Origin of the sequence: Agarivorans sp. QJM3NY_25 (genome assembly GCF_050870875.2) — a bacterium.
In the GTDB taxonomy this organism is placed as follows: domain Bacteria; phylum Pseudomonadota; class Gammaproteobacteria; order Enterobacterales; family Celerinatantimonadaceae; genus Agarivorans.
In genome coordinates, this window is record NZ_CP194041.2 from 2,490,468 (window position 1) to 2,511,624 (window position 21,157).

Annotated in this window: 26 protein-coding genes; 14 read left to right on the plus strand and 12 right to left on the minus strand. The window is 43.4% G+C overall.

Annotation, left to right across the window (positions count from 1 at the left end):
* Nucleotides 1–70: 70 nt before the first annotated feature.
* Genes ACRRSW_RS11500 through ACRRSW_RS11535 form a run of 8 tightly spaced genes read right to left on the minus strand, consistent with a single transcriptional unit; the run spans nucleotide 71 to nucleotide 4,084 of the window.
* Nucleotides 71–715: a hypothetical protein gene (locus ACRRSW_RS11500; RefSeq protein ID WP_432459408.1), complete on the minus strand. Its 645-nt coding sequence runs from the start codon at nucleotides 713–715 to the stop codon at nucleotides 71–73.
* A complete protein-coding gene (locus ACRRSW_RS11505; protein ID WP_432459409.1) occupies nucleotides 693–1,133 on the minus strand; it encodes a hypothetical protein in 441 nt (146 codons plus the stop codon). Before ACRRSW_RS11505 ends, ACRRSW_RS11500 begins: the two co-directional genes overlap by 23 nt.
* Nucleotides 1,134–1,135: 2 nt before the next feature.
* Nucleotides 1,136–1,429, minus strand: a complete 294-nt coding sequence (locus ACRRSW_RS11510) for a hypothetical protein (protein WP_432459411.1) — start codon at nucleotides 1,427–1,429, stop codon at nucleotides 1,136–1,138.
* The gene (locus tag ACRRSW_RS11515) at nucleotides 1,416–1,622 is read right to left on the minus strand and encodes a hypothetical protein (protein ID WP_432459412.1); all 207 of its coding nucleotides are present in this window, start codon (nucleotides 1,620–1,622) and stop codon (nucleotides 1,416–1,418) included. The genes ACRRSW_RS11510 and ACRRSW_RS11515 overlap by 14 nt, the downstream gene beginning before the upstream one ends.
* Nucleotides 1,615–1,830 carry a hypothetical protein gene (locus ACRRSW_RS11520; RefSeq protein ID WP_432459413.1) on the minus strand — a complete coding sequence of 72 codons (216 nt, stop codon included), beginning with the start codon at nucleotides 1,828–1,830 and terminating at the stop codon, nucleotides 1,615–1,617. Before ACRRSW_RS11520 ends, ACRRSW_RS11515 begins: the two co-directional genes overlap by 8 nt.
* A 15-nt stretch (nucleotides 1,831–1,845) precedes the next feature.
* Complete coding sequence (locus ACRRSW_RS11525) at nucleotides 1,846–3,663, minus strand: replication endonuclease (RefSeq protein WP_432459414.1); 1,818 nt, start codon at nucleotides 3,661–3,663, stop codon at nucleotides 1,846–1,848.
* Nucleotides 3,664–3,665: 2 nt separating this feature from the next.
* Complete coding sequence (locus ACRRSW_RS11530) at nucleotides 3,666–3,857, minus strand: hypothetical protein (protein ID WP_432459415.1); 192 nt, start codon at nucleotides 3,855–3,857, stop codon at nucleotides 3,666–3,668.
* Nucleotides 3,857–4,084 carry a hypothetical protein gene (locus ACRRSW_RS11535; RefSeq protein ID WP_432459416.1) on the minus strand — a complete coding sequence of 76 codons (228 nt, stop codon included), beginning with the start codon at nucleotides 4,082–4,084 and terminating at the stop codon, nucleotides 3,857–3,859. The genes ACRRSW_RS11530 and ACRRSW_RS11535 overlap by 1 nt, the downstream gene beginning before the upstream one ends.
* Nucleotides 4,085–4,285: 201 nt before the next feature.
* On the opposite strand from ACRRSW_RS11535, the gene ACRRSW_RS11540 reads away from it, so the two are divergent.
* On the plus strand, nucleotides 4,286–4,543 hold the full coding sequence (locus tag ACRRSW_RS11540) for a helix-turn-helix domain-containing protein (protein WP_432459417.1): 258 nt from the start codon (nucleotides 4,286–4,288) through the stop codon (nucleotides 4,541–4,543).
* Nucleotides 4,544–4,736: 193 nt separating this feature from the next.
* On the opposite strand, the gene ACRRSW_RS11545 is transcribed toward ACRRSW_RS11540, so the two are convergent.
* Nucleotides 4,737–6,032 (minus strand): tyrosine-type recombinase/integrase, encoded by a 1,296-nt coding sequence (locus ACRRSW_RS11545; RefSeq protein WP_432453100.1) that lies wholly within the window; start codon nucleotides 6,030–6,032, stop codon nucleotides 4,737–4,739.
* A gap of 206 nt (nucleotides 6,033–6,238) precedes the next feature.
* On the opposite strand from ACRRSW_RS11545, the gene ACRRSW_RS11550 reads away from it, so the two are divergent.
* Nucleotides 6,239–6,595, plus strand: a complete 357-nt coding sequence (locus tag ACRRSW_RS11550) for a YibL family ribosome-associated protein (RefSeq protein WP_432453099.1) — start codon at nucleotides 6,239–6,241, stop codon at nucleotides 6,593–6,595.
* Between the two features lie 89 nt (nucleotides 6,596–6,684).
* On the opposite strand, the gene ACRRSW_RS11555 is transcribed toward ACRRSW_RS11550, so the two are convergent.
* Complete coding sequence (locus tag ACRRSW_RS11555; protein WP_432461114.1) at nucleotides 6,685–7,755, minus strand: HD-GYP domain-containing protein; 1,071 nt, start codon at nucleotides 7,753–7,755, stop codon at nucleotides 6,685–6,687.
* Nucleotides 7,756–8,246: 491 nt separating this feature from the next.
* On the opposite strand from ACRRSW_RS11555, the gene ccoN reads away from it, so the two are divergent.
* The 11 genes from ccoN (at nucleotide 8,247) to ttcA (ending at nucleotide 18,075) form a co-directional block, all read left to right on the plus strand.
* Nucleotides 8,247–9,671 carry a cytochrome-c oxidase, cbb3-type subunit I gene (ccoN, locus tag ACRRSW_RS11560; protein ID WP_432453097.1) on the plus strand — a complete coding sequence of 475 codons (1,425 nt, stop codon included), beginning with the start codon at nucleotides 8,247–8,249 and terminating at the stop codon, nucleotides 9,669–9,671.
* A gap of 10 nt (nucleotides 9,672–9,681) precedes the next feature.
* Nucleotides 9,682–10,284 carry a cytochrome-c oxidase, cbb3-type subunit II gene (gene ccoO / locus ACRRSW_RS11565; protein WP_432453096.1) on the plus strand — a complete coding sequence of 201 codons (603 nt, stop codon included), beginning with the start codon at nucleotides 9,682–9,684 and terminating at the stop codon, nucleotides 10,282–10,284.
* A 10-nt stretch (nucleotides 10,285–10,294) separates the two neighbouring features.
* The gene (locus ACRRSW_RS11570) at nucleotides 10,295–10,477 is read left to right on the plus strand and encodes a cbb3-type cytochrome oxidase subunit 3 (protein WP_432453095.1); all 183 of its coding nucleotides are present in this window, start codon (nucleotides 10,295–10,297) and stop codon (nucleotides 10,475–10,477) included.
* Nucleotides 10,474–11,442: a cytochrome-c oxidase, cbb3-type subunit III gene (gene ccoP, locus ACRRSW_RS11575; protein WP_432453094.1), complete on the plus strand. Its 969-nt coding sequence runs from the start codon at nucleotides 10,474–10,476 to the stop codon at nucleotides 11,440–11,442. Before ACRRSW_RS11570 ends, ccoP begins: the two co-directional genes overlap by 4 nt.
* Before the next feature lie 82 nt (nucleotides 11,443–11,524).
* A complete protein-coding gene (locus ACRRSW_RS11580) occupies nucleotides 11,525–12,007 on the plus strand; it encodes a FixH family protein (RefSeq protein ID WP_432453092.1) in 483 nt (160 codons plus the stop codon).
* Nucleotides 11,997–14,381: a heavy metal translocating P-type ATPase gene (locus ACRRSW_RS11585; protein ID WP_432453090.1), complete on the plus strand. Its 2,385-nt coding sequence runs from the start codon at nucleotides 11,997–11,999 to the stop codon at nucleotides 14,379–14,381. The genes ACRRSW_RS11580 and ACRRSW_RS11585 overlap by 11 nt, the downstream gene beginning before the upstream one ends.
* On the plus strand, nucleotides 14,381–14,563 hold the full coding sequence (gene ccoS, locus ACRRSW_RS11590; RefSeq protein WP_432453089.1) for a cbb3-type cytochrome oxidase assembly protein CcoS: 183 nt from the start codon (nucleotides 14,381–14,383) through the stop codon (nucleotides 14,561–14,563). Before ACRRSW_RS11585 ends, ccoS begins: the two co-directional genes overlap by 1 nt.
* A complete protein-coding gene (locus ACRRSW_RS11595) occupies nucleotides 14,544–15,212 on the plus strand; it encodes a sulfite exporter TauE/SafE family protein (protein WP_432453087.1) in 669 nt (222 codons plus the stop codon). Before ccoS ends, ACRRSW_RS11595 begins: the two co-directional genes overlap by 20 nt.
* 68 nt (nucleotides 15,213–15,280) lie before the next feature.
* Nucleotides 15,281–16,027, plus strand: coding sequence for an FNR family transcription factor (locus ACRRSW_RS11600; protein ID WP_432453086.1), 747 nt, complete (start codon nucleotides 15,281–15,283; stop codon nucleotides 16,025–16,027).
* A gap of 136 nt (nucleotides 16,028–16,163) precedes the next feature.
* Nucleotides 16,164–17,096, plus strand: a complete 933-nt coding sequence (gene uspE / locus ACRRSW_RS11605) for a universal stress protein UspE (RefSeq protein ID WP_432453085.1) — start codon at nucleotides 16,164–16,166, stop codon at nucleotides 17,094–17,096.
* Between the two features lie 82 nt (nucleotides 17,097–17,178).
* On the plus strand, nucleotides 17,179–18,075 hold the full coding sequence (gene ttcA, locus ACRRSW_RS11610) for a tRNA 2-thiocytidine(32) synthetase TtcA (protein WP_432459418.1): 897 nt from the start codon (nucleotides 17,179–17,181) through the stop codon (nucleotides 18,073–18,075).
* A gap of 1 nt (nucleotide 18,076) precedes the next feature.
* Here ttcA and ACRRSW_RS11615 read toward each other — a convergent pair whose 3' ends face one another.
* A complete protein-coding gene (locus ACRRSW_RS11615) occupies nucleotides 18,077–18,841 on the minus strand; it encodes a glucosaminidase domain-containing protein (RefSeq protein WP_432459419.1) in 765 nt (254 codons plus the stop codon).
* 11 nt (nucleotides 18,842–18,852) lie between these two features.
* Complete coding sequence (gene cobB / locus ACRRSW_RS11620) at nucleotides 18,853–19,554, minus strand: Sir2 family NAD+-dependent deacetylase (RefSeq protein ID WP_432453081.1); 702 nt, start codon at nucleotides 19,552–19,554, stop codon at nucleotides 18,853–18,855.
* A gap of 516 nt (nucleotides 19,555–20,070) precedes the next feature.
* On the opposite strand from cobB, the gene ACRRSW_RS11625 reads away from it, so the two are divergent.
* The gene (locus ACRRSW_RS11625) at nucleotides 20,071–21,096 is read left to right on the plus strand and encodes an amino acid ABC transporter substrate-binding protein (protein WP_432453080.1); all 1,026 of its coding nucleotides are present in this window, start codon (nucleotides 20,071–20,073) and stop codon (nucleotides 21,094–21,096) included.
* The last annotated feature ends 61 nt before the right edge of the window (nucleotides 21,097–21,157 follow it).

The following is a 21,157-nucleotide window of genomic DNA, read 5'->3' on the forward strand; positions in this document are numbered from 1 at the left end:
GCAACGTTTTTGGATGAAAAAAAAGGCCGCCCGTAACGTAACGGGCAACCTTGATTTTTAGTGGCTAATTTTAGTGGTTAAAGACGATTTCACCGGGCTTGGGACACTTGGCCCCTTTACGAATATAGAACTGTAATTCTTGCAGCTTTTGCAGCTCTTCAACGGGAACATTAATCACGTTTGCCATGTATTTATAATCGGCCATACTGCCAAGAACGCCGCACCACTTGAACACGCTTTGGCTAAAGCAGGTTTTGTCGATTTCTTGTGGTCGCTGGCTGACACTAAAGGCCGCAATCGCATATTTGCGGCCCTTGCGTAATATCTGGCCCCAAAAGCGCGAGGCTTTCCCCGGCGAACAAACATCGCTAAGCTCTTCGGCAATCACCAGCATCGGTTTAGCCTGATGCGCCACGCGCCACACGATTTCGCAAAATGCTTCGAAATTTTCGGTCGTTGGCTCCATCACCAAACGGGCGCGAATGTCGTTATAGCCCGCTTCGCGAACCGCCGCTAAAAAGCCTTTAATCGTGGTATAGGTGCGCAAGCCCTTATAACTTTCTTCTGGATCCCATGCTAAAACGCGCGGTCTTTCGGTGTAGAACGGGTGGCGCTTAATAAAACTGGTTTTACCGCTTCCGGTATAGCCAATAATGGCATGGTGAAAGCAATCTAATGTTTCATCGGTGCGGCTAAGCGGCTGCGCTTGTGTCATGTTCGCCCCCTTCATGCTCCATTGCTTCATTGCTGGCTTGTGTGGCGGTGACCACTTCAGTGATGAGCGCAGGCGCAAATAGAGCCACACCGCTTAAAGTGACCGCAAGCCCCGGCGGCAAATCGGCCATGCTGGTTGTTGAAAGATAACGAGCAAGCTTTAGCTCAAATCGGGCTAATGGTTTTTCTTTGACTTCCCAATGGTCACCCCGTTTGCCTTTCATGAATTCACTGATAGCCATAATGCCAATGGAGGCGAATTCGGCCAACTCTTCACCGCCAAATTCCAAGTCCTCAGCGTAACTGTCATCATTGGCGGCGCTCAAGCTACCATGCTCGACAAGCTGCTGTTGTTCATCGGCGATGACGGCTAAATCTTGTGGCAGGTCGGGCTGGTCGGTAATAATTAATTTATCCATGCTTAATCATCCAAAAATGAGAACATGCCCCGCTTTTTAGCGGGAGCGGGTTCTTCTGTGATGCCATCATTAGCGGCTTTCGGTAACGGGGTTTCTTGTGGTGCAGGGTCATTGGCCGCGCCATACATTCGAGCGCGGGTTAATATCTGCTCTTGCCCGCCGGGCAGGTTCAACGGCTGTTGGCCGCAATTGGGGCATATCACGTAAAGCTTGCCGTTTTTGTTTTTGCGAACGGGCGATTCACTGCCGCACCAAGCGCAATCAACCTCACCTAACGTGGGATTAGTAATTGCCATTTTGTGCGCCCTCCAATGCAGATACTCTGGCGTCCAAATCTAACGCTACGTTACGTAACGACTCGAGCGTCTTTAAACTTTGGGTCGCGACAGCCCCGGCCAATGATTTTATTTTGGTCGGGTTTCGGTTTGCTTCGGCTTGAGCAATGCAAACTTTCAACGCTTCAAAATCGCGGTCTATTTGTTTAATCATGGTTTTGCTCCGCTAATCCCCTTGCAAATTGCTCTACACAATTCTCAGTGAATGCCATTTGACACTTAACCGCTCCTTCTAGACCTTTCAGCGCATCAATCACGCCTTGATTACACTCGCCGCTGTCACTGGCTTTTTCTATCCCCATACGAATATCAGCCCGCGTGGTTTTGTTTTGTTTGGCCATCTCTTCGAACATAAATTGCATTAGTTTTTCCATTTTTTACCTTCTCATTTCGATAAGCTGATTGCCGCGAAGACGAATCGACTTGTGGGGCGTAATGGCGACTTGGCCGCCGTGAAGTAGAACCGCTGTTGAGTGACTATCATCAATCCCCAAACAGCTTTTTAGGTGATCATTAACCTGCTCGATTAATGCTTGCGTACAGTTAGAGACAGTGCTCCAAGGGCGGCTATCGCCTTTTTTCAAAGCAGAGCGAGCGCACTTAATCGCCCACTGCGTTAAGCGAGTGACTTCGGTGACTGTTGCGCCTACTACGCCCCTTGGGCGTTTAGTGGGTTCGTTGTATTCGTTGGTGCCTGTACATTCATAAACAATCGCTAAACTTTGGGCTGTTTTACAAAACTCAGCCCATCGGCTTTTATCTGCTGCTTGTCGTGCTGGCTCGATTAGCTTGTCGTGACTTGGGTCGCTGCCCATCCTGCGCAGCTCTCGCCACAGCGTGACCGGAGCGCCGCCGAACTGTTGAAATTGGCGTATTTTGTGCCAGCTAGCCCATGCTTGAGCGCGAATTGCACCGCTAGCGCTGTCAGTGTTTGTTTCATGGTCTTTTTCTCCGTCCATGTGATTGGCGTTAATGTTTTTAGCAATGTATTTTGCCAAGTAGCCTGTAGCGCTACCCTTGGCGGGGTCGATAAAATCAATTTTGAATCGGTGCTGCTTTGCGCCCTTTTCGCTTGCGTCGTGCTCAAGCGCATAATGCTTGAATCTCGCAAGCATCGGTTTTACTTGCTTGGGGGCAACAAAGACCAACAAATGCCAGTGCGGGGTGGCATCGTGGTGCGGTTCGGTCACCCGAAAGCCAAACCAATTGATATTGGCGCGATGCAGCGCTGCGCGTAGCTTTGCCCACTGAGCGACTAAATAGCTTTGCGTTTGTCGCGGGTCTGCCCCGTTCCATTTTTTTGAGCTACGGTGAAAGGCACTCGGCGCTGTCCATGTTAAAAAATACGCCTTATGGCCTAGCTCTTCGGCCAACTCTTCAAAGCCACGCAAGCGGACCATCAGTTCAATTCGGCGGTGTTCAGGGTTAGCGCTGCTTTTATCGACCAACTCTTTTAAATCAATCTGCTGTCCGGTCACCGTATTTTCGGCAACCATCGCTTTCAGCCACGCTAAATTGGCGTGTTTCTTATGCTTCCATTGACGCAATGAGTTTTCAGAGATGTAAGGCTGAGCACCTTTTTTTACCATTCCTGCAGCAATGGCAATATGCTCTAGTGTGCGGTTTCGATAGGCTTGCGCTTTGCGCTTCAAATGCTCAACGCAGCGTAGTCGCAAAATCTGTGATTCAAGGAATTCATCGGCGCAATCTTCGAGATCACTTAAACATCCTGGCACTGCGAAAGCTAAGTCATTTTCTCGCATGTAATCGACTAAACCTGACAGCACATGTTTAAGCTGTTCGCTGTATTCTTCTAAATCACCGGCGCGTTCTAACAGGCCAACGGAATGCTCAAACAAAAAGCGGTGCTTGGCTTCAATATATTTTTCGGTTGAGTGCTCACGCTTAAGTACGGCGATGGGAATAAGTAAACCGCTTAACATTGGTTCCAATGTGGCAACGGCTTCACGTAGAAATAAGTTTGCGTTACGAGCTGGACTTGTATAGTGCGGCCCATTCTTACGCGCATAACTGCGTTTTTTTGGGGCTTGGTTGTAGCGAAAGTTGTATTCGTTGGCTAGCTTATAAGCCACGTTAGCGGGAAGCCCCGCTAATTTCTGGATCACCCACTTTTTATCATCAGGCGCGCAATGGATATCGCGCACATAAGGTGGGACTGAATTTGGGAGCGTCACTCTCAGGCACCTAATACAGTTTTATTGTAATCCGGTGCTTCGCGTTCACCCGCTAATATTTGACGCAGAGCAGCACAGCATTTAATCCCCCTAATTTTCTTTTCAGGAGTGCGTTGCTTTGCTGCTTCAAATGGTGTTAAGCCAATCCATTTGCGGTCTATTTTTGGGATAGGGTCAATTAGTTGGGTAGTCATTAGAAGCACCCCGCCCATATGAGAGTATTTCCGGCCTTTTTGGCTGCTAGGTACGCAGTGCGCAAATCTGCTACTCGCGCCAACTCTGACGCGTGGTGCTTAGTCCCTCTGAGCACATAGGCTGTGGCTATTTTTGTTCTGGCTGCATCCAGCAACGCTAATTCGATACTAATCGCCGACATTGCGTTGCTAACTGGTATGGTGATTTCGTGTAGTGGTGCATTCATTTTGATTACTCCAAGTCATTAGTTGTCTGGTTGCCCTGACTTTAGTCAGACGCCGCCCCGCTCATCCGTATTAGGGGTACATCGAGCGGGGCGACTAACAACGAGATAAAGAATACACAACCACAATGGGGTTACACAACCGACGCGGTGTGCGTTGTTTGTACAAATAAACAGTACTACACTGTGTTCAGGGGGTACCAAATGATTACAACAGTTGAACTTTTAGATGGGCTAAAAGCCCGCCGTGATATACCTAGCGACTATAAACTCGCTAAATATCTAGGCATTACACAGCAAGCTGTATCTAAGCTTAGAAATGGCGCTTCTATGTCTGAAGAAATGGCATTCAGAATTGCCGATGATTTGGAGATGGATGCAGAACTAGTGGTCTTATCTATCTTGCTTGAGAAGGCAAAGAATGAGCGCACAAAAAGTATTTTGAAGAAATTAGTCGCTTAGATAGTAAAGTGTTGTTTTTGAACAACACTTTAGAAATTTTTATTCGCATGGTGCGAAACAATTTGAAGTAGCTCTAGCCCTTTTGTAGTAAGGCTTGGCAGTGTATTTAGATGGTTACATTTAATATACATTATGCGCCTTAATGGCGTAGGTTTGTAATCTGACACGATTTATGAGTCTAGTGTGGTTATTCTCAGTTTTCAGCTAAATGATCCAAAGGCTTATGTTCTGCAGATTGGTGACGCTCTACTCGGGAGACATGAAGATATTGAGAAGTTGTTTCGATACTATCGTGGCCTGCGTCGGCTTGCACATGCGCCAATGGTCGGCCTACTAAATTAATATCGTGAGAAATCCCCGTATGACGAATACTGTGTGGTGTAAGTTGGCGCATTTCTAAAGCATCTTGAGTAAAGCCATCTTTTTCGGCTATCTCTGCGGCGTGCTCGATCACGATATATATTTGTTCGCGCAACTGTCTTATCCCAAGGTTCGCATTGAGTAGTCCACTTTGGCGACCTCTACCTGGCGCTCGGTGGCGAACAAATAAAGGTGTATCTTCGCTCGGCGCTGGTAATGGCGTTAAACCAAGAAATAAGCGATATCGTTTAAGCGCTGCAAGTAGTTGCTTAGAAACTGCGACGGTTCTTTTTTTGCCACCTTTGCTGCGAGGAATGAAAAAACCCCAGACTCCAGTTTTTTTATCTCGGCGAAATTGTCCCATGACAGGTGAAAATCCTGGTCGCGCTGCAGCTTCCGATATTCGCAAATAACAGCCGTAAATAAGGCTAACTAAAAACAATAAACGTTCATTCTCTGATGGATTCATCTTGGCGAGTTGTTTTGCGCTACTCATGACATAAGACCACTGCAAGTCGCTGAAGGACTTAATATCTTCTTGATCTTCATGGCTAACAAGGTGTTGGCTACTGGAACGAAAACGGCCATTTTTCATCAGCATCATTGCTGGGTTTATTTCGCTGTATTCTTCGTTAATCAGATAACTATAAAATGACGATAATATCGCCAGCTTTGTTTTTAGTGCTTTGTCACTAATAGTATAGCTTTGTTCGACACCGTCCTTTTTTTTACCTAGAAACGGTCGCCATGCTGGGTTTGGACGACGTAATTTTAGTTCTTTGTCGAGTACAAATTGCGCAACATTACGATAAGCCACCAAATACTTTGGCGGATTACAACAGTAATCGATGTATTTAGATAAGCTACGGCGCTTGATTTCTCCTACCGAGATTTGTTCAACGCTGTAAGCCCAATGCAAAAAAGTCGTGAGTTCACTACGGTAGGTTTTGTAATTGTTTTCGCTAAAACGCTGCTCCAACAACCACTCAACAGCAAATTCATAAACATAAGCCGCGTCATTTACCGCATTCATGGTGATGTTGGCTAAATAGAGGTTCACTTCAGCATTGCCATCTTCTAGATGATGAACTGAATCAAATAAAGGTAAGGCGGGTGGTAGTTCTAGCATAAGCGGTCTCGAAGAAATTAATGATTTTACTTAAAAATCAATGAAATGGCAATTGCCGATAAATAGCATTATCGGCAATGCAGGGTCTAAACATTGGTAGATTTAAAAACAAATGTTTTTACAATGGTAACGACTAGAACTGTTATAATGCACCACTAATAACTCTATGTGTCTTACGTTCTATTTTATTTGTATTGAGATCAGTAATGAATTTAAAGAAAGAAATCCAAGAAATTAGCAATAAATTGGATTCAGCTAAGCGAAAACTTAATGCCGCTCATGAGCGCGGAGATAAGGTGATGATTCAGCAATTTAATCACACCATTGAAGTTTTAAATAAACGCTTGAAAAGTGTGAAAGGCCAGCACACTCAGCAGTTGAGTAAAAAAGGGGGGGAAATAAAAGGCCTACCCTACAGTCGTGTACTCACCAAGACTGAACAAGCAGATATGGGCAAGCTTAAGAAGTCGGTGAAGGGTTTAGTGGTTGTTCACCCTATGACAACGCTTGGCCGTGAAATGGGAGTAAAAGAAGTCACGGGGTTTGCGCCTAAAGAGTTTTAAGCCTTATTCTTCGGGACCGAGTGATCCTGCTTTGTCCCCTACTCTTTTGGTTATTGCCTCACATAGTTTAACTTGCCTCCCTTCGACCCTTACGCAAGCACGTCAGCTTGTTGTTTGCTTTCAGGCTGATGCACTGGTGATTCCTTAAATTTTTCTTTCACTTCTAGAATTTTATCGGTTGCTGCGATAAATAAGGGGACAAGTTTAGGGTCGAAGTGCTTACCGGATTCTCGTTCAAGTAAATCAAAGGCTTTGGCTACAGGCCAGGCTTCCTTATACGGGCGAGCAGATGTTAAAGCGTCAAATACGTCAGCAATTGCGACGATCCTGCCAACAATTGGGATGGAGTCTGTTGTGAGCCCATGAGGATAGCCACTACCATCCCATTTTTCATGGTGACTTAGAACAATGGTTCTGGCAAGTTCGATTAGTTCTGGGTTATCGTTGTTGCCAAGAATCTCGGCGCCAATATAGACATGGCTTTTCATAATAGCCCACTCTTCTGAGTCTAATTTCCCCGGTTTTTGTAATATTTTATCTGGTATCCCAATTTTACCTATATCATGCATTGGCGCTGCGTTCATGAGCATATCTGCGTCCGCTTCGCTCATCCCAGCGGCTAGGGCTAGGATCTTAGCGTAATAACTCATCCGTATTACATGCATACCGGTTTCATTATCTTTATATTCTGCGGCTCGCCCTAAACGTTGAATTATTTGTAAACGGGTATCATGAATAACCCTCGTCTGCAATTTTACCTTTCTGTCTAACTCTCGGTTTTGGTTAAACAGTGCTAATTGAGTTTTTACTCTTAGTTTAACCACTGGTGGGCTAACTGGTTTGGTGATGTAGTCTACAGCACCTAATTCAAGGCCTCTTAGCTCATCGGCAGGAGTAATTTTGGCCGTCACAAAAATAACGGGAATGTGGCGCGTGGTAAGATCTTGTTTGAGGCGATGGCAGACTTCATAGCCATCAATCCCCGGCATCATAATGTCTAATAAGATTAAATCTGGTTTGTTCGCTTTTGCCGCAATTTTGAGGGCCATGTCGCCATTCCTAGCGACTTGTAGTTTATATTCGTCACGTAAAATACCGGCTAATACATCAATGTTCTCAGGGGTATCGTCGACAATCAGAATCGTCGCTCGGTTTTCCATCATATGTCCCTTCCTGAAAATTCGGATCTACTTAAGTGTTGAATTTAACTATAGTCATCAAATCAACAATACAGTAACAAGATGAGGTACTTTCATGTTAAATCTATCAGCGTATATAATTTTTGCATTTCATGAATTCGGGTAAAATTCATTCACAAAGGCAGAGGCGATAAGCTTAAGAGCTGACTATGCTCGTTGGCAGTTAATGTCATTAAGATGTGAGTTTAAAGCCAAAAATAAATATTGATCTAGATCAATGGAGTACATGGATTGGAAAGAAATTGTTAATAATTTGGCTTAGGTATGCAAATAACTAGTTTTTCAATCTGTTATTTGCTGTATCGATCAAGTATGATCTTGCGGTTAGTTTAGCGTTGGTGTTTGAGGACTCTGCGCAATCATTCGTTAAACTAGCATGTCGTTCCATTTTGTTAATGCACCCGCATTTAACTCGCTTTAACAAATAATAATAGCAACGGAAGCATCTATTTATGAACCAAGCAGCTAGCACAGAATTGGACTACAACTATACGGTTGTACGCCAATTCACTGTAATGACCATTGTTTGGGGTATAGTTGGAATGAGTGTTGGGGTATTAATTGCAGCGCAATTAGTTTGGCCCGCACTAAATTTCGATACCCCATGGCTAACCTATAGCCGACTCCGCCCACTTCATACCAATGCGGTAATTTTTGCATTTGGTACCAGTGCATTAATGGCCTGTTCTTTTTATGTGGTACAGCGTACCTGTCAAACCCGGTTATTTGGCGGCTCCCTCGCCGCCTTCGTATTTTGGGGGTGGCAAGCTATTATTTTGTCAGCCGCAATCACCTTGCCGATGGGCTTAACGTCCTCTAAAGAGTATGCCGAACTTGAGTGGCCTATCGATATCGCAATCGCTGTGGTATGGGTGGTATATGGCATCGTGTTTTTTGGCACGATCGTGAAGAGAAAAACGTCTCACATTTATGTGGCAAACTGGTTTTTTGGTGCCTTTATTATCACGGTTGCGGTGCTGCACATCGTTAATAATGCTGCCATACCGTTAACGATGACCAAGTCCTATTCGGTTTATGCGGGTGCAGTTGATGCCATGGTGCAGTGGTGGTATGGCCACAATGCCGTAGGCTTCTTACTTACCGCTGGTTTCTTAGGTATGATGTACTATTTCGTACCGAAACAAGCTGGGCGTCCGGTTTATAGTTATCGTTTATCGATTGTGCATTTTTGGGCATTAATCTCTATTTATATTTGGGCTGGCCCTCACCATCTTCATTACACTGCGCTACCTGATTGGGCGCAATCGCTTGGTATGGTTATGTCTTTGATTCTATTTGCCCCCTCTTGGGGCGGTATGATTAACGGTATTATGACCTTGTCGGGTGCTTGGCATAAGTTGCGTTATGACCCTATTTTACGGTTTCTTATTGTTTCATTGTCTTTCTATGGTATGTCCACCTTTGAAGGTCCGATGATGGCGATTAAAACGGTGAACGCCTTATCTCACTACACTGACTGGACCATTGGTCATGTTCACTCCGGCGCTTTAGGTTGGGTGGCCATGGTATCGATAGGCAGTATTTACCACCTTATTCCTGTGTTGTTTGGCCAAAGTCGCATGCATAGCGTTAAATTAATCAACGTGCATTTCTGGTTAGCAACCATTGGCGTGGTTTTGTACATCGTTGCGATGTGGATTTCTGGTGTTATGCAAGGTCTAATGTGGCGCGCAGTCAACGAAGACGGTACCTTAACTTATTCTTTCGTTGAATCGCTGCAAGCGTCTTACCCATTCTATATTGTCCGCTTTATTGGTGGCCTATTCTTCCTTTCTGGCATGTTGGTTATGGCATATAACGCCTACAAGACTATTTTCGCCGAGAAAGGCTCATTAGAAGCCATCGAGCAGGCATAGGAGGCATAACATGAAGCACGAGTTAATCGAAAAAAATATAGGCCTACTTGCTATTTTCATCGTTATTGCCATCAGCTTTGGTGGTTTGGTGCAAATTACGCCGTTAATCTTTCAACCTGAAACGACCGAGCCAGTTGAAGGTTTAGTGCCCTACACTGCTTTGCAAATGGAAGGTCGCGATATCTATATTCGCGAAGGCTGTAATAACTGTCATAGTCAGATGATTCGTCCATTTAGGTCAGAGACCGAACGTTATGGCCATTACTCAGTGGCTGGCGAAAGTGTTTGGGAACATCCCTTTTTATGGGGTTCTAAACGGACAGGTCCTGATTTAGCACGAGTTGGTCAACGTTATTCAGACCAGTGGCATCATGTACACTTAATGAATCCGCGGGATGTGGTTCCAGAATCGAATATGCCGGGATTCCCTTGGTTGGCTGAAAATATGGTTGATAGCTCATTGACCAGTAAAAAATTAAGCCTATTTAGAAACCAATTTGGTGTTCCCTATACCGATGCCGATATCGACGGCGCAGCAGCAGCGGTTCAAGGTAAAACAGAAATCGAAGCACTTATTGCTTATCTACAAGTGTTAGGTACTGCACTGAAATAAGGAGTTAGTTATGGACTTTGGCACATTCAGTGGCCTTTACACTGCGTTCTTGATGGCTATTTTCTTTGGCATTATTGCTTGGGCTTATAGTAAAAAACGGAATAAAGATTTTTCTGAGGCCGCTAACTTAGTGTTTGCCGATGAACCGGCAACTAAGCTCGAAAAGGATTTTGAAGGAGCACAGAAAAAATGACAACATTTTGGAGCGTGTGGATTACGGTAATAACCCTAGGTAGTATCGCTGGATGCTATTGGTTATTAAGGACTTTCACAAAAAATGATACTGGGGTTAAAGAAGGCGAATCAATGGGCCACAGCTTTGACGGAATTGAGGAATTAAACAACCCTCTTCCGAAATGGTGGACCTATCTATTTCTTGCAACCATTATTTATTCATTGGGCTACTTAGCGCTTTACCCTGGTTTAGGAAATTGGGAAGGCCTATTTGGTTGGAAAAGTGCCGAAAAAGACATCAAAACTATCGCTGAAGGTCAACAACGTGAAGCGGCTTATGATGGAACGGTTGCCAACCAATACCACAATGAAATGGGTAAAGCAGACCAACGTTTTGGCGAAGTTTTTCGCAAAGTTGCATATAACGATTCTGGTGAGTATCGCAGCGTGGAAGAGTTATCAACCGATCCTGATGCGATTAAGATTGGACAACGTTTATTCTTACAAAACTGTTCTCAATGTCATGGTGCTTCGGCTCGTGGCGGGAAGGGTTTCCCCAATTTGACCGATAATGACTGGCTATATGGTGGTAGTGGTGAAACCATTAAAACAACCATCATGAATGGTCGCCAAGGGCAAATGCCAACCTGGGAAGCCGTTTTGGGTGACGATGGTATCAGAGATGTCACTGCATACGTATTAAGCTTATCGGGACGTAAGGTGAATGACGTTGATGCGGCGAATGGTAAAAGTCGGTTCGTTATTTGTGCCGCTTGTCACGGTGCTGATGGAACTGGTGGTCAGGCGGTCGGTGCACCGAATTTAACGGATAGCATTTGGTTATATGGCGGTTCTAAACGGGCGGTTGAACAAACCCTACGTTATGGCCGTAACGGTGTGATGCCTGCATGGAAGGATATTCTAGGCGAAGATAAGATCCAGCTTATTTCTGCTTATGTTTATCAGCTTTCTAAAACTGAATAAACTAAAAACTTATTAAAGGCGACGCTTTCGCGTCGCTTTTTTTGTTATATTTAAACCCTCTTATTTCTGGAATCCTATCCTTATGCAACAAGCATGGTACAAACAGTTTTGGCCTTGGTTCTTGATTACTCTTCCCATGTGTGCAGTTGTCGCGAGTTTTTATACTCTGTATCTAGCACTGACAAGCAACAACGACCTGGTGGTTGAGTCTTATTATAAAAAAGGTAAAGCCATTAACGCTGACCTTTCTTTGCTTCACCGAGCACAAGAACTAAATATTACAGCGAAATTAAGCCAAGTTGCTTCAGGTCTTATTCTGAACATAGATCTACCCGATACGATTAAAAACCAACCTTTAAAAATAGCTTTAGCCCATAAGACTTTAGCTAAGTACGATCGCAACTATATTGTGACCGCAGATGCAAATGGCTTATATCGTTTTGGGGATGACTTAACCGATGATAGTCGCTGGTTTATTAGTGTTAGTCCAATGGACGATAGCTGGCGTTTACAAGAAGAACTACAACTACCGCTGTATAAGGTAGAAGAGATTGATGGCCAATAAAGGGAGTCACTGTTTTCATTGTAATGAATTAATTCCTAAAGGTTTTAAGCTAGATGTAATGATTTTGGGCAAGCCACAACCAATGTGTTGTCAGGGTTGCGCCGCAGTTGCTAAAACCATCATCGATAGTGGCTTAGAAGATTATTATAAACATCGCACAGCAGCAGCGCCCAGCGCGCAAGATCTGGTGCCAAGTGCCTTGATGAAGATGCTCGAATATGATGATGAGAACGTTCAATTAGAGTTTGTTGCAAATACTGAACAATATAAAGAAGTATTGCTGTCTATCGAAGGTATTAGTTGTGCCGCTTGTGCATGGTTAATTGAGAAACAGTTATCACAAATGGATGGGGTTCACAAAATTCATGTGAACTCTACCACGCAACGCGCCACGTTGCTGTGGGACGACCAACAAGTAAAACTGAGTCAGTTGTTAAATGCTGTTCAGCATATTGGTTATCAAGCCACTCCCTTTCAAACGGATGAACAAGAAAAGATAGACCGTAAGCTTTACCGCAGTCATCTACTTAAACTCGGAGTGGCGGGCCTTGCGAGTATGCAGGTGATGATGTTTGCAATTGCCTTGTATGGCGATTTTTTTGATGAAATGGATTTGCTGTATCGGGATTACTTTCGTTGGGTGAGCCTAATTATGGCAACGCCGGTATTGCTTTTTTCTGCTCAACCATTTTACTTTGGTGCTTATCGCAGTTTAAAAGCCAAGACGCTGAATATGGATGTTCCAGTCTCCATTGCGTTACTAAGCGCGTATAGCGCCTCTTTTTATGCCACCTTGAAAGGAACCGGAGAGGTTTATTTTGAATCGGTGTCAATGTTTACATTCTTCTTATTATTAGGTCGTTTGCTGGAACTTAGAGCGAGACGAAAATCCAGTGAAACCAGTTCCAATCTATTGAAGTTGATCCCTAAGTTAGCACAGCGTTTACGCGATGATGGCAGTCAAGAAAGAGTCGCAGCAAGCCAATTAAAAGTTGGTGAGCGTATTGTGATCATGCCGGGCGAAGCGGTCGCTGCTGATGGTGATATTTGCTTTGGCGAAAGTGATTTCGATGAGTCTTCGCTTACTGGAGAATCTTTACCGGTAAACAGACGTTTAAATGATAGGGTATATGCGGGCACGATTAATCACGAGCAAACGGTTCACTTAAGGGTTCGGGCAGTGGCTCAGAATACCTTTGTCGCAAATATATTACGCTTACAAGAACAGGCGCAAAGCGAAAAGCCTAAAATAGCGACCATTGCAGATCAGGTTGCACGTTACTTTATTTTTGGTTTATTACTTATTGCGGCCGCAACTTATACTTTTTGGCACTATTATTCGCCACAAGACGCCTTTTGGATCACGCTTGCAGTATTAGTCGCAACCTGCCCCTGCGCCTTATCGTTAGCCACCCCTGCCGCATTGACTGCTGCGACGCATCAGTTGTCAAAGAATGGTCTATTGGTCAAGCGAGGACACGTATTAGAAACTTTAGCCAAACTGACCACCGTCGTCTCAGATAAAACTGGGACTCTGACCGAAGGCAATTTAACCATCTCTCAAGTTATTTGTGAGCCTAGTTTTACAAAACTGCAGGTGTTGAACTTCGCTGGTGCTTTAGAAAGACAAAGCTCTCACCCAATTGCCCAAGCTTTTGCACATTTCAACGATTTGAATGCTACTCAACTTATACACCATACAGGCTTGGGATTAGAAGGAAGCATTGAGGGTCGCCATTTCACGCTTGGCAAAGCGTCTTTCTGCAAGCAAAGGTCCATTCATCAACCCGGAATGTTAGAGTTAGTTTTGTGCTGTGACAATCAGCTTGCGGCACGCATTTATTTGTCCGACGTAATAAAGGCAGATGCTAAACTATTTTCAGAAGGTCTTCGTAAACGAGGCATTAGCTTAACCATGTTAACTGGTGATGACTCAGGACAAGTTGCGTTTGTAGCAGAGCAACTTGCCATCGATGATGTGATGAGCGGTGCCCTGCCTCAAGATAAGTTGAAATTGGTGCAGCAAAAATGTATGCATTATCCCCACTTACTGATGTTGGGCGATGGCGTGAATGATGGCCCCGTGTTAGCTGCGTCACCGCTATCGATTGCCATGGGTTTGGGGACGGATGTTGCAAAATCTAGTGCCGATGCAGTTCTACTGGGCAGTAAGCTGTGCACTTTATTAACGGCAATTGACCTTGCCAAGCGAACAAAAACAATTATTACTCAAAACCTCGCTTGGGCGCTGGGATATAATGCTCTTATCTTGCCTTTAGCCGCCGCTGGTTGGGTGACGCCATACATGGCCGCTATTGGGATGTCTTTATCTTCGCTGGCAGTTTTAACTAACTCCTTAAGGCTAAATAAATAATGTCTATCATTTTTGTATTAATTCCTATCGCCTTAATTTTTATAGCAGCAGGGATCGGCGCTTTTTTTTGGGCGGTTAAAAGTGAGCAGTTTGAAGATTTGGATCGTCAGGGCGTAAATATATTGTTTGATGAAAAAAGCTCTGACAAGAGCAAGAAACAGCATGACAACGATGCAATCTGATTACTTGGCTGCTTTTATTACCGGCTTACTTGGAGCAAGCCACTGTGTTGCGATGTGTGGTGGTATCGCTTGTATACTCGGTAGCCGAGTGAGCGACAATAGCTCAAAATTTTTGCTTAGCCTAGGTTTTAACTTTGGGCGAATTATAAGTTATTCAATAGCAGGCGCCTTTGTTGCTGGTTCTTTTCAGGCTATAAGTCTGGTTCATTCTTCATTCCAGTTACTTTTCTTATTGCAATGGCTCGCTGCCATTATGTTGATCCTACTGGGGATCCATCTCACCCGTTGGTTTTCTGTACTTTCGCCGATTGAAGCCTTAGGCCGGGGATTGTGGGGTAAAATTCAACCAACAGCGAGTAAGGTAATGGCGATTAAACATCCTTTGGCCAGCTTACCTTTGGGCATGTTATGGGGATGGCTACCTTGTGGTTTGGTTTATTCCAATTTGACTTTAAGTGCTAGCCAGGCAAATTGGTTTAATGGGGCGATTGTGATGTTCTGTTTTGGTTTAGGAACCTTCAGTGTGATGTTGCTCGCCGTGATGTTGGGCCAAAAACTCACTCGAATATTAGCCAACCGCTATCTACAGATTTGTTCCGGCTTAATGGTATTTAGTTTAGGACTATATCAAGTTGTTACATTGTTGTAGCAATAACTATAGAAAATGACTTACAGAAAGAGTAGAATTGCCTCGAACTCCAGTAGCATAGTTTGAGTATGAGCATTAACCCAAAAGCCAATCAAAGAATCCAAACCGGTGGATGTGAGATCCATTGCCAAGATTGTAGTATTGCACAATTGTGTATCCCGTTTTCATTAAATGAAACTGAGCTCGATCGCTTAGACAGCATTATTGAAAGAAAAAAACCAATTCAAAAAGGCGAAGAAATTTTTGCTGCTGGTGACAAATTGAAAAGCTTGTATGCTATTCGCTCGGGCACAATTAAGTCTTATACAATCACCGAGCAAGGCGACGAACAAATCACCGGTTTTCATCTAGCGGGAGATTTAGTAGGTTTTGATGCCATTAATAATCAAGTCCATCCCAGTTTCGCTCAAGCCCTTGAAACATCAATGGTTTGTGAAATACCATTTGATACCATGGATGAACTTTCTGCAAGCATGCCCAAATTGCGTCGGCAAATGATGCGTTTAATGAGCAACGAAATTGTCGCTGATCAAGAAATGATTTTGTTGCTTAGTAAAAAGAATGCAGAAGAGCGTTTAGCTGCTTTTATTTATGGCTTATCACAACGTTTTTCAGAACGTGGTTTTTCTCCGCGCGAATTTCGTTTAACCATGACTCGAGGCGATATCGGAAACTACTTGGGCTTAACTGTAGAGACTATTTCTCGACTCCTAGGTCGTTTCCAAAAAGCGGACATGATCGCTGTAAAGGGTAAATATATTTCAATTACCGATCGTGACGCGCTTCGTCATTTGGCCGGCACGAAACCAAGCTAAGCTATTAAAAACACTGACCTGATTTATATCAATCAACTGCATAATAATGAGGTCAGTGTTAACCACCTCTAATATATTTTCAACAATATGAGCTAAAGTTAAGTAGCTATTCCAGACAAATTCTAGGAGCTGCTTTATGATTAAGTATCGTAATATATTGGTGGTAATTGATCCCCTACACGACTCTCAAGCGGCATTGTCTCGTGCTGTTTTCTTAGCAAACAAAGAAGATAAAGCCAAGATCAAAGCGCTACTCACTATCTATGATTTCTCTTATGAGATGACTTCAATGCTCTCGATTGAAGAACGTGAAGCGATGCGTTCTGGGGTGATCGAAGAGCGTAACGTTTGGCTTCAAGATATCGTGGCTAATACCCAGACTCATGGTATTGAAGTTGAAACCAAAGTGATATGGAACAATCGCCTGTACGAAAGCGTGATTCAAGAGGTGTTAGATTTTGGTCACGATTTAGTGGTTAAAGCGACTCATCCGCACCCAACTTTACAGTCAATTATTTTCACGCCAAATGATTGGCATATTTTACGAAAATGCCCCACTCCAGTATTAATGGTGAAAGAACATCAATGGCCCACCAAAGGTAAAATTTTGGCGGCGATTCATGCTGGTTCTGAAAACGAAGATCATCATAAACTTAATCTCAATATCGCCAACGAAACTAAAGATCTGTGTCATCTATTAGATGCTTCAGCTCATGTCGTAACGGCCTATCCTTCAGCACCAGTGAATATCGCTATAGAGTTACCCGATTTTGATCCTTTAAAATACAACCAAAATGTGAAAGAGTTTCACGAAAAAGCCTTGGCTGATTTTGTAAAACAAAACTTTGAACATGAAGTGAAAACACACCTTGAAGAAGGCTTACCAGATGATGTTATTCCAGAAGTCGCTAACAATATTGATGCTGAAATTGTTATTTTGGGTACTTCTGGTCGAAGTGGATTTAGCGCAGCTTTGATCGGCAACACCGCTGAGCACGTGATTGATCAATTAGATTGTGATCTTTTGGCACTTAAACCAGATAATTTTGTGAGTCCATTTCAAAAATAACGCCAAATAAGGCGTCGTTTAAATAGTTGCGTCGTGTTAGCGGGGATATATAATAGCCCCGCTTTTTCATTGGGAACACGACATGTCATTTACAGCAAAACAACAGTACAACCATAACAAACTACAAAAACGGATCCGTCGTCATGTTGGACAAGCGATTGCCGATTACAACATGATAGAAGCGGGAGACAAAGTGATGGTTTGTCTATCTGGTGGTAAAGACAGTTACGCCATGTTAGATATTTTGCTGAACCTTCGGGCCCATGCTCCGATCGATTTTGATGTGATTGCGGTGAATTTAGACCAAAAGCAACCGGGATTTCCAGAACATATCTTGCCAGAATATCTTTCAAGTTTAGGTATTGAATATAAAATCGTTGAAGAAGATACCTACTCCATCGTAAAAGACAAAATACCTGAAGGAAAGACAACATGTTCCTTATGTTCACGCTTACGTCGTGGCATTTTATACCGTACTGCAACTGAACTTGGCGCGTCAAAAATCGCCTTAGGCCATCATCGCGACGACATCTTAGAAACCCTTTTTCTAAATATGTTTCACGGCGGGAAGCTTAAAACAATGCCGCCAAAATTAGTGAGTGATGATGGTAAACATGTGGTCATTAGACCGATGGCTTATTGCAAAGAAAGTGATATGCAACGTTATGCGGAATTAAAAAACTTTCCAATTATTCCATGTAATTTATGCGGATCTCAGGAAAATTTGCAGCGCCAAGCGATAAAACAGATGCTCAATGATTGGGAAAAGAGGTTCCCTGGACGAGTAGAATCAATGTTTAGATCGGTGCAAAATATCGTCCCTTCTCATCTACTTGACCATCAACAATTTGATTTTAAATCGATTGACCGTAATAGTGGCATTATTGATGGCGGGGATATTGGATTTGATCAGGCTGAGCTGGACACCAGTCCAGCAGTTCAACCATCTTCAAGTCTTGTTCAGATCGTCGAATTGTAATCTAGCTTGAAGTGACAGCGATAGAAGATGGCCATAACGTTTGATTAATTTGTATCATCTTCTTTAGTTCTTCGACATAAGCTTCGCCACGTTCCGAGTAATTTGTAAGGTGTGAAGCAAGATCGATGGCATTAAGCGCACCGGTTTGTCGCGCTTGCTGTCGATACTGCTGAAAATCCGAATAGGCAGGGTTACTGTTGAGGTTCAACATATATGCGCTCACCGATTGATACACCGAAGTAAATTTTCGAACCTCATGGCTGGCTCCACTAACCCGGCTCAATGGGACCAAACCGCAGCCTTTTGTATAACACCACTGACCAAACAGATTATTACCTTCTCGAGCAAATCGAGACGTTCCCCAAGCCGATTCATTTGCTGCCTGCGCCAAAACCAAAGCAGACGGGATCACATCAACCTTCATTAATAGTTGCTGTAAAACACGATTGATATCAGAATCAAACGCTACCCGATATGTTTTGGCCAGTTGCTCAACACGCTTAAGTTTAGTCTTATTTAATTGGTGGTTTGATGCAGACTCTTGATACCCAATTAGTTGTTGGCGAAGCTCTCGTAATTGTTGGTTGTTGACATCAACTAATGGCAAAATAAAATCAGTAAAAGCCTGCTTTTTCTCTGTAACATCACTTATTGATTGGAAATTAGGCAATTTAGCCTTAGCGAAGGCGGAAGGGTCTTGTTGCGGTGTTTTGTCACAGCCAACTAAGGCGCACAGTAACAACGCCGTTAATATTTTATTTTTCAAGCAGTTTCTCTTTAAGGTGATAATTGCCCCAAAAACTGAGGTACCAAGTCGCTAGCGGGACCATAATAGCGTTCAGCGAATTCACTCTGCATTTCCGATGGGGCCAAGTTTAATTCTATAGTTCTTGCATCGTGACTAGCCGCTTCATGAACGAAGCCTCCTGCTGGAAAAACGTGTCCAGAGGTACCAATCGCAATAAATATATCACAATGGCTAAGTCGGTGGTAAATCTTGTCAAGGCCGATGGGCATTTCTCCAAACCACACGACATGAGGCCTAAGTCGTGCTGGGAACTGACAGCAAGTACACAATGCATTTTTACCAAGATCCCCTTTCCATTCGGTGGTTTGATTGGAGACTGGGCAACGTGCCTTTAATAACTCGCCATGCATATGTAAAACATTTTTGCTGCCTGCTCGTTCGTGCAGGTCATCGATGTTCTGAGTAATCAGCAGTAATTCTATATTTTCTTGTTGCTCTAATTCCGCCAACGCAAAGTGAGCCGCGTTGGGGTGAACTATTTTATTCTGCAATTGCTGACGGCGTAAGTTATAAAACTGATCAACAAAGTCCGGATCTCGAATGTAAGCTTCAGGTGTTGCAACATCTTCTACTCGATGTTTCTCCCATAAACCGTCGGCATCGCGAAACGTTTGGATCCCCGATTCAGCAGATACTCCGGCACCAGTCAACACCACGATATTTTTTCTCATATTCATCTTCTATTAATCCGAGAACCAAATAATAATTCATAAATATATAATATCGTCGCACCCTTCCCCATCAGACTTAAGTTGTAATGTGACATAGAATGGTGAAAAGTTACCGAGACTTAACATAGTTTGTAGTGTTATTCTCGACAGTCCTTTAAATATCTAGTTACTCTAACTAAGTTAAGAAAGCAATTGTGCTCTATGCAACATTTCTCGCTTTTAGCAAGTGAGTAACAGTTAAATCAGAGTATTAAAGGGACTTGTGCTAAAATTGACTTAGCGCAAATAAAATATGGATTTTTGAGCAAAATACGTAGGTGAGACTATATTCATTAATAGTGAATAATTTTTCGCTTATGGTCACTTATTCGGCATAAGCATCGAATTTCAGTGTTACAATTTTGTTGACAGCGAATATTTGAATGTTTATGTTGTTATTGGCTCTGGATATATCTCTTTTAAATCTTGAGATTTGTACATACATAAACAAATGACAAACTGTACAGGGAAGAAAACATGTTAAAAAACACACATATTAAAGCCGCTGTGGCAGCTGTTGCTTTAGCATTTGCTGCTAATGCGAGTGCTGCTGATAGCATATTAGACAGTGTTAAAAGTAAAGGATTTTTGCAGTGTGGTGTAAGCACCGGCTTACCTGGATTCTCTAATCCAGATGCAACTGGTAATTGGCAAGGCTTGGATGTAGACGTTTGTCGTGCCGTTGCTGCCGCAGTACTAGGCGACGCATCTAAAGTGAAGTACACACCTTTAACTGCGAAAGAACGTTTTACTGCGCTTCAATCCGGCGAAATCGATATCCTTTCACGAAACACAACTTGGACTCTGACTCGTGATAGTTCTCTAGGCCTTAACTTTGCTGGTGTGAACTACTATGATGGTCAAGGCTTCATGGTCAGTAAGCAACTAGGTGTATCAAGTGCGAAAGAGCTTGATGGCGCCGCGGTTTGTATCCAATCTGGTACAACCACTGAATTGAACTTAGCGGATTACTTCCGCGAGCATGGCATGAAATACACTCCTGTTGTATTTGATACTTCTGACCAAACCGTTAAAGGGTTTGAAGCTGGCCGCTGTGACGTATTAACTTCTGACCAATCACAGTTATATGCATTGCGTATTAAATTGGCTAAACCTGACAGCGCAATGGTACTACCAGAGATCATTTCTAAAGAGCCTTTAGGCCCAGTGGTTCGTCAAGGTGATGACCAATGGTTGAATATTGTTAAGTGGTCATTATTTGCAATGGTCAATGCCGAAGAGTATGGATTAACTTCAACCAACGCTGATGACATGTTGAAGTCAACTAATCCTAACGTTCGTCGTATCTTAGGACTAGAAGGTCCAAAAGGTAAAGGCTTGGGTTTAGATGACAAATGGGGTTATAACATCGTCAAGCAAGTAGGTAGCTACGGTGAGTCATTTGAAAGAAACGTAGGTTCAGGTTCTCCATTAGGCATCGCTCGTGGCGTGAACGCGCTATGGAGCAAAGGTGGTTTCCAATACGCGCCGCCAATTCGTTAATATCATCGTAATAACTTAGAGCAGGCCTAGCCTGCTCTCTTTTCATTTAACTTCCACACTA

Excerpts from the sequence above, each read along its gene's own strand:
- ttcA (WP_432459418.1), top strand. The coding sequence starts at position 17,179 with ATGTCATTTACAGCAAAACAACAGTACAACCATAACAAACTACAAAAA.
- ACRRSW_RS11505 (WP_432459409.1), bottom strand. The coding sequence starts at position 1,133 with ATGGATAAATTAATTATTACCGACCAGCCCGACCTGCCACAAGATTTA.
- ACRRSW_RS11515 (WP_432459412.1), bottom strand. The coding sequence starts at position 1,622 with ATGATTAAACAAATAGACCGCGATTTTGAAGCGTTGAAAGTTTGCATT.
- ccoS (WP_432453089.1), top strand. The coding sequence starts at position 14,381 with ATGTCTATCATTTTTGTATTAATTCCTATCGCCTTAATTTTTATAGCA.
- uspE (WP_432453085.1), top strand. The coding sequence starts at position 16,164 with ATGATTAAGTATCGTAATATATTGGTGGTAATTGATCCCCTACACGAC.
- ACRRSW_RS11540 (WP_432459417.1), top strand. The coding sequence starts at position 4,286 with ATGATTACAACAGTTGAACTTTTAGATGGGCTAAAAGCCCGCCGTGAT.
- ACRRSW_RS11545 (WP_432453100.1), bottom strand. The coding sequence starts at position 6,032 with ATGCTAGAACTACCACCCGCCTTACCTTTATTTGATTCAGTTCATCAT.
- ACRRSW_RS11555 (WP_432461114.1), bottom strand. The coding sequence starts at position 7,755 with ATGGAAAACCGAGCGACGATTCTGATTGTCGACGATACCCCTGAGAAC.
- ACRRSW_RS11625 (WP_432453080.1), top strand. The coding sequence starts at position 20,071 with ATGTTAAAAAACACACATATTAAAGCCGCTGTGGCAGCTGTTGCTTTA.
- ACRRSW_RS11520 (WP_432459413.1), bottom strand. The coding sequence starts at position 1,830 with ATGCAATTTATGTTCGAAGAGATGGCCAAACAAAACAAAACCACGCGG.
- ACRRSW_RS11600 (WP_432453086.1), top strand. The coding sequence starts at position 15,281 with ATGAGCATTAACCCAAAAGCCAATCAAAGAATCCAAACCGGTGGATGT.
- ccoP (WP_432453094.1), top strand. The coding sequence starts at position 10,474 with ATGACAACATTTTGGAGCGTGTGGATTACGGTAATAACCCTAGGTAGT.
- ACRRSW_RS11595 (WP_432453087.1), top strand. The coding sequence starts at position 14,544 with ATGACAACGATGCAATCTGATTACTTGGCTGCTTTTATTACCGGCTTA.
- ACRRSW_RS11570 (WP_432453095.1), top strand. The coding sequence starts at position 10,295 with ATGGACTTTGGCACATTCAGTGGCCTTTACACTGCGTTCTTGATGGCT.
- ACRRSW_RS11530 (WP_432459415.1), bottom strand. The coding sequence starts at position 3,857 with ATGACTACCCAACTAATTGACCCTATCCCAAAAATAGACCGCAAATGG.
- ACRRSW_RS11550 (WP_432453099.1), top strand. The coding sequence starts at position 6,239 with ATGAATTTAAAGAAAGAAATCCAAGAAATTAGCAATAAATTGGATTCA.
- ACRRSW_RS11535 (WP_432459416.1), bottom strand. The coding sequence starts at position 4,084 with ATGAATGCACCACTACACGAAATCACCATACCAGTTAGCAACGCAATG.
- ccoN (WP_432453097.1), top strand. The coding sequence starts at position 8,247 with ATGAACCAAGCAGCTAGCACAGAATTGGACTACAACTATACGGTTGTA.
- ACRRSW_RS11580 (WP_432453092.1), top strand. The coding sequence starts at position 11,525 with ATGCAACAAGCATGGTACAAACAGTTTTGGCCTTGGTTCTTGATTACT.
- cobB (WP_432453081.1), bottom strand. The coding sequence starts at position 19,554 with ATGAGAAAAAATATCGTGGTGTTGACTGGTGCCGGAGTATCTGCTGAA.
- ACRRSW_RS11510 (WP_432459411.1), bottom strand. The coding sequence starts at position 1,429 with ATGGCAATTACTAATCCCACGTTAGGTGAGGTTGATTGCGCTTGGTGC.
- ACRRSW_RS11585 (WP_432453090.1), top strand. The coding sequence starts at position 11,997 with ATGGCCAATAAAGGGAGTCACTGTTTTCATTGTAATGAATTAATTCCT.
- ccoO (WP_432453096.1), top strand. The coding sequence starts at position 9,682 with ATGAAGCACGAGTTAATCGAAAAAAATATAGGCCTACTTGCTATTTTC.
- ACRRSW_RS11500 (WP_432459408.1), bottom strand. The coding sequence starts at position 715 with ATGACACAAGCGCAGCCGCTTAGCCGCACCGATGAAACATTAGATTGC.